This is a genomic window from Tenacibaculum sp. L6 (genome assembly GCF_028823685.1).
Taxonomy (GTDB): Bacteria; Bacteroidota; Bacteroidia; order Flavobacteriales; family Flavobacteriaceae; genus Polaribacter.
In genome coordinates, this window is record NZ_JAPEHZ010000141.1 from 1 (window position 1) to 1,196 (window position 1,196).

General features: G+C 36.0%; 1 protein-coding gene. It reads right to left on the reverse strand.

Annotated elements, in window-relative coordinates:
• Positions 1 to 1,196: TonB-dependent receptor domain-containing protein (locus tag OU788_RS12345; RefSeq protein WP_274635440.1), on the reverse strand; the 1,196-nt coding region annotated here is incomplete at both ends.

The window sequence follows — 1,196 nt, forward strand, 5'->3', positions numbered from 1 at the left end:
TAAATGGGCTAGTAGCTCCTATTAATTCAGTTGGAATTCCAGTGTTGTCAACTCCTCTTAAGTGTCTTAAAAGGAAACTTAATTCAACAGATTTTCCTCCGAATTGATAATCACCAGACATGAAGAAATTAAATTTCTTATAAGAGTAGTTTAAACCAAAAGACCCAAAATGAGGGGCATAAGTGTCTCCTAGGAAAGAGTTAGTCTCGAAAGCATATGTTCCATCAGTTTGTTTAACAGCAGCTGTAGCTCTTAGATAACCTAAAGAAAAACCTTCGTCTACACGAGAGCCTGCAACTGTAAAACCTCCTACAGTAAACCCTGGTGCACCACCAGTACTTGTAACTATATTGTTGTTGTTGTTATAAGAAGCATTAAAAGTTAAGTTATGATCTTCAGTTCTTACAACGTTAGCTGATAATTCAAACTCCCAACCAGTATTCTTAATTTCTCCTACATTTCTTTGTTGAGCACCTTCACCAGTAGATTGAGCGTTGTTAGGTGAAAACAAGGCATCTGTTGTAATCCCCCTGTAGTAAGTAGCTCCTAAATTTAATCTATTGTTAAAGAAGCCTAAATCAAGACCAACTTCAGTAGTAGCTACTTTTTCTGAAACTAAACTAGGGTTTCCTGGGTTACCAAAAGTAAATGCTGGCTCCCCAAAGAAAGTGTTTAAAGCAAATGTTTTGTCTGCCGCAAAAGCTCTAGGGAATAGAGTTGCTTCACCATAATTTGCTCTTACTCGAATGTTAGATAAATAATCCCTTATAGAGCTATTATTGTAAAAACTATGATCTGAAAAGTTGTAAGTTAAACCTACCTTAGGTAAAAATCGAGTAACAGAGGCAGGACCAGCAGAGGTGTTTTTGTCAATTCTTCCTCCAAGTTCTAAGTAAAGTACATCATATATACCTATATTTTCTAAAAAATATAATCCGTAATTGGCATTTTCCAGTATATTGTCTTCAACTTCCTTGGTAGGGTATAGAGAGACTAGGTTAGCGCCATCAACTCCACCGTTTCCTGTTAATCGTTCTTGCCTGTCAGAAGTTCTAAAAAACTGTCCACCAAAAATGGTTACAAAAGAAAAGTTTTCTAAATCAGCTTTGTAAGTTAGGTTAAGGTCTCCAGTAGTAGTAAAAGATCTTCTCAAAGCTTTTTGAATAAATCCTCTATCAGTAGTACCAGGGTTTTCA